The sequence below is a fragment of the Kribbella caucasensis genome, assembly GCF_004361855.1.
Taxonomy (GTDB): Bacteria; Actinomycetota; Actinomycetes; order Propionibacteriales; family Kribbellaceae; genus Kribbella; species Kribbella caucasensis.
The window spans coordinates 1-5,117 of sequence record NZ_SNWQ01000066.1 but is presented as its reverse complement, the minus strand read 5'-3'; the positions used below and the strand labels follow the sequence as shown (position 1 = coordinate 5,117).

Genomic DNA, 5,117 nt, shown 5'->3' with positions numbered 1-5,117 from the left:
TTCAACGGAGAGTTTGATCCTGGCTCAGGACGAACGCTGGCGGCGTGCTTAACACATGCAAGTCGAGCGGTAAGGCCCTTCGGGGTACACGAGCGGCGAACGGGTGAGTAACACGTGAGCAACCTACCCTCAACTTTGGGATAAGCCTAGGAAACTGGGTCTAATACCGGATATCACTGCCTGCTTCATGGTGGGTGGTTGAAAGCTTTTGCGGTTGGGGATGGGCTCGCGGCCTATCAGCTTGTTGGTGGGGTAATGGCCTACCAAGGCGTCGACGGGTAGCCGGCCTGAGAGGGCGACCGGCCACACTGGGACTGAGACACGGCCCAGACTCCTACGGGAGGCAGCAGTGGGGAATATTGCGCAATGGGCGAAAGCCTGACGCAGCAACGCCGCGTGAGGGATGACGGCCTTCGGGTTGTAAACCTCTTTCAGCAGGGACGAAGCGAGAGTGACGGTACCTGCAGAAGAAGGACCGGCCAACTACGTGCCAGCAGCCGCGGTAATACGTAGGGTCCGAGCGTTGTCCGGAATTATTGGGCGTAAAGGGCTCGTAGGCGGTTTGTTGCGTCGGGAGTGAAAACTCGGAGCTTAACTCCGAGCTTGCTTCCGATACGGGCAGACTAGAGGTAGGCAGGGGAGAGCGGAACTCCTGGTGTAGCGGTGGAATGCGCAGATATCAGGAAGAACACCGGTGGCGAAGGCGGCTCTCTGGGCCTATTCTGACGCTGAGGAGCGAAAGCGTGGGTAGCGAACAGGATTAGATACCCTGGTAGTCCACGCCGTAAACGTTGGGCGCTAGGTGTGGGGGACATTCCACGTTCTCCGTGCCGCAGCTAACGCATTAAGCGCCCCGCCTGGGGAGTACGGCCGCAAGGCTAAAACTCAAAGGAATTGACGGGGGCCCGCACAAGCGGCGGAGCATGCGGATTAATTCGATGCAACGCGAAGAACCTTACCTGGGTTTGACATATAGGGAAATCCTCCAGAGATGGGGGGTCCGTAAGGGTCCTATACAGGTGGTGCATGGCTGTCGTCAGCTCGTGTCGTGAGATGTTGGGTTAAGTCCCGCAACGAGCGCAACCCTCGTCCTATGTTGCCAGCACGTTATGGTGGGGACTCATAGGAGACTGCCGGGGTCAACTCGGAGGAAGGTGGGGATGACGTCAAGTCATCATGCCCCTTATGTCCAGGGCTTCACGCATGCTACAATGGCCGGTACAAAGGGCTGCGAAACCGCAAGGTGGAGCGAATCCCAAAAAGCCGGTCTCAGTTCGGATTGGGGTCTGCAACTCGACCCCATGAAGTCGGAGTCGCTAGTAATCGCAGATCAGCAACGCTGCGGTGAATACGTTCCCGGGCCTTGTACACACCGCCCGTCACGTCATGAAAGTCGGCAACACCCGAAGCCGGTGGCCTAACCCTTGTGGAGGGAGCCGTCGAAGGTGGGGCTGGCGATTAGGACGAAGTCGTAACAAGGTAGCCGTACCGGAAGGTGCGGCTGGATCACCTCCTTTCTAAGGAGCACTGGCAGCTGCAGCCCGTCAGGGTGTGGTTGTCTACTCGTCGTTTCCGGGACGTTCGTTCCTGGGCGACGGTGCTTCGGACTGTGGAACATTGACCATTAGGCCTGGATCGCTTGCCGGTCCTGCTAGTACTGCTGGCACTCCTTCGGGGGTGCTGGCGTGGAACGTGGGAGTTGGTGGGGGTGATGGGCCGAGGCGCGCTGTTGGGTCCTGAGGAATCGGGTCGGCTCATGGGAGCTGGACTGTTTTCTCTAGGGTCACTGGCCGACCGGGTTCGCCTGGTTGGTGTGTGGCTGGGGCCAGGACGCATCAGACTGTTGAGCTTGCCCTTTTGGGGTTTGTTTCTTCAAGTGGTGGTTTGTTTTGGTGTCTGCCCGTATTTTGAGAACTGTATAGTGGACGCGAGCATCTTGTAGCAAGATTGTCGAGTGTTTTTTGTTGTGTGACAAGCTACTAAGGGCAATCGGTGGATGTCTTGGCACCAAGAGCCGATGAAGGACGTTGGAGCCTGCGATAAGCCCCGGGGAGTTGGCAACCAAGCTGTGATCCGGGGGTGTCCGAATGGGGAAACCCAGCTGGCATTCTAAAGCCAGTTACCAGTGCCTGAACACATAGGGTTCTGGAGGGAACGCGGGGAAGTGAAACATCTCAGTACCCGCAGGAAGAGAAAACAATAGTGATTCCGTGAGTAGTGGCGAGCGAAAGCGGATGAGGCTAAACCATGTGCGTGTGATAGCCGGCGTGCGTTGCGTATATGGGGTTGTGGGAGCATTCAGATCCTAATGCCGTGGGGTCAGGGAGTTATAAATCGTTGTTGAAGTCGAATCTTCTGGAATGTTGAGCCGTAGTGGGTTATGGCCCCGTAGGCGTAAGACAGCGACTTCCGAGTGTTTTCCCAAGTAGCACGGGACCCTTGAAATCCCGTGTGAATCTGGCGGGACCACCCGCTAAGCCTAAATACTTCTTGGTGACCGATAGCGGACTAGTACCGTGAGGGAAAGATGAAAAGTACCCCGGGAGGGGAGTGAAATAGTACCTGAAACCGGTTGCCTACAATCCGTCGGAGCATCTCCTTGTGGGGTGTGACGGCGTGCCTTTTGAAGAATGAGCCTGCGAGTTAGTGGTGTGTGGCGAGGTTAACCCGTGTGGGGTAGCCGTAGCGAAAGCGAGTCTGAATAGGGCGATATAGTCGCATGCTCTAGACCCGAAGCGGAGTGATCTATCCATGGGCAGGTTGAAGCGTGGGTAAGACCGCGTGGAGGACCGAACCCACCAGGGTTGAAAACCTGGGGGATGACCTGTGGATAGGGGTGAAAGGCCAATCAAACTCCGTGATAGCTGGTTCTCCCCGAAATGCATATAGGTGCAGCGTCGCGTGTTTCTTACCGGAGGTAGAGCACTGGATGGTCTAGGGGGCTTACCGGCTTACCGAAATCAGCCAAACTCCGAATGCCGGTAAGTGAGAGCGCGGCAGTGAGACTGCGGGGGATAAGCTCCGTAGTCGAGAGGGAAACAGCCCAGATCACCAGCTAAGGCCCCTAAGCGATTGCTAAGTGGAAAAGGATGTGGAGTTGCCCAGACAACCAGGAGGTTGGCTTAGAAGCAGCCACCCTTGAAAGAGTGCGTAATAGCTCACTGGTCAAGTGATTCCGCGCCGACAATGTAGCGGGGCTCAAGCAATCCGCCGAAGCTGTGGCATTCACATTTGTACTCGGCCGTACTCTTCGGAGTGCGGTCCAGGTGTGTGGATGGGTAGGGGAGCGTCGTGCAGCGTGTGAAGCAGCCTAGTGATGGAGTTGTGGATGCTGCACGAGTGAGAATGCAGGCATGAGTAGCGAATGACGGGTGAGAAACCCGTCCGCCGGATGATCAAGGGTTCCAGGGTCAAGCTAATCTGCCCTGGGTAAGTCGGGACCTAAGGCGAGGCCGACAGGCGTAGTCGATGGACAACGGGTTGATATTCCCGTACCGGCATTAACACGACCCGACCGAATCCGATGATGCTAAGAGACAGAAGCTGCAATGCCTTCGGGCGGCGTGGTGGATGTTTCGACCCTAGTTGGTATTAGGTGCACTGAGGAGTGACGCAGGAGGGTAGTCCAACCGCGGCGATGGTAGGCGTAAGCTGATCCGCGGGCAAGGTGGTAGGGCGAGGCATAGGCAAATCCGTGTCTCATTGTGCCTGAGAGCCGAGGCGGACCCGTTCAGGGGAAGTGGATGATCCCATGCTGCCGAGAAAAACTTCGTAGTGAGTGTTAGAGCCGCCCGTACCCCAAACCGACACAGGTGATCAGGTAGAGAATACCAAGGCGATCGAGTGAACCATGGTTAAGGAACTCGGCAAAATGCCCCCGTAACTTCGGGAGAAGGGGGGCCGGATCCGTTACATCCTTCTCGGATGGAAGCGGTGATGGCCGCAGAGACCAGGCCCAAGCGACTGTTTACTAAAAACACAGGTCCGTGCGAAGAAGTAATTCGATGTATACGGACTGACGCCTGCCCGGTGCTGGAACGTTAAGGGGACAGGTTAGCTGGTTTAGGCCGGCGAAGCTTTGAACTTAAGCGCCAGTAAACGGCGGTGGTAACTATAACCATCCTAAGGTAGCGAAATTCCTTGTCGGGTAAGTTCCGACCTGCACGAATGGCGTAACGACTTGGGCGCTGTCTCAACCGTGGACTCGGCGAAATTGCATTACGAGTAAAGATGCTCGTTACGCGCAGCAGGACGGAAAGACCCCGGGACCTTTACTACAACTTGGTATTGGTGGTCGGTATAACTTGTGTAGGATAGGTGGGAGACTGTGAAGCTCGGACGCCAGTTCGGGTGGAGTCATCGTTGAAATACCACTCTGGTTGTTCTGGCTGTCTAACTTTGGTCCGTTATCCGGATCAGGGACAGTGCCTGGTGGGTAGTTTGACTGGGGCGGTCGCCTCCTAAAAGGTAACGGAGGCGCTCAAAGGTTCCCTCAGCCTGGTTGGCAATCAGGTGTCGAGTGTAAGTGCACAAGGGAGCTTGACTGTGAGACAGACATGTCGAGCAGGGACGAAAGTCGGAACTAGTGATCCGGCGGTGGCATGTGGGAGCACCGTCGCTCAACGGATAAAAGGTACCCCGGGGATAACAGGCTGATCTTCCCCAAGAGTCCATATCGACGGGATGGTTTGGCACCTCGATGTCGGCTCGTCGCATCCTGGGGCTGGAGTAGGTCCCAAGGGTTGGGCTGTTCGCCCATTAAAGCGGCACGCGAGCTGGGTTTAGAACGTCGTGAGACAGTTCGGTCCCTATCCGCTGCGCGCGCAGGAGACTTGAGAAGGGCTGCCCCTAGTACGAGAGGACCGGGGTGGACGAACCTCTGGTGTGCCAGTTGTTCCGCCAGGAGCACGGCTGGTTGGCTACGTTCGGGAGTGATAACCGCTGAAAGCATCTAAGCGGGAAGCACGCTTCAAGATGAGGTCTCCCACCGACTTGATCGGGTAAGGCCCCCAGTAGACCACTGGGTTGATAGGCCAGAGGTGGAAGCACGGCAACGTGTGCAGCTGACTGGTACTAATAGGCCGAGGGCTTGTCTCAACTCATCAACATCAAACACA

General features: G+C 56.6%; 2 rRNA genes. Both read left to right on the top strand.

Going from position 1 to position 5,117, the window contains the following annotated elements:
* Position 1: 1 nt before the first annotated feature.
* Positions 2-1,517 (top strand): 16S ribosomal RNA (locus EV643_RS43680).
* 452 nt (positions 1,518-1,969) lie between these two features.
* Positions 1,970-5,097 (top strand): 23S ribosomal RNA (locus tag EV643_RS43675).
* Together the 16S and 23S rRNA genes form the textbook arrangement of a ribosomal RNA operon.
* Positions 5,098-5,117 lie beyond the last annotated feature (20 nt).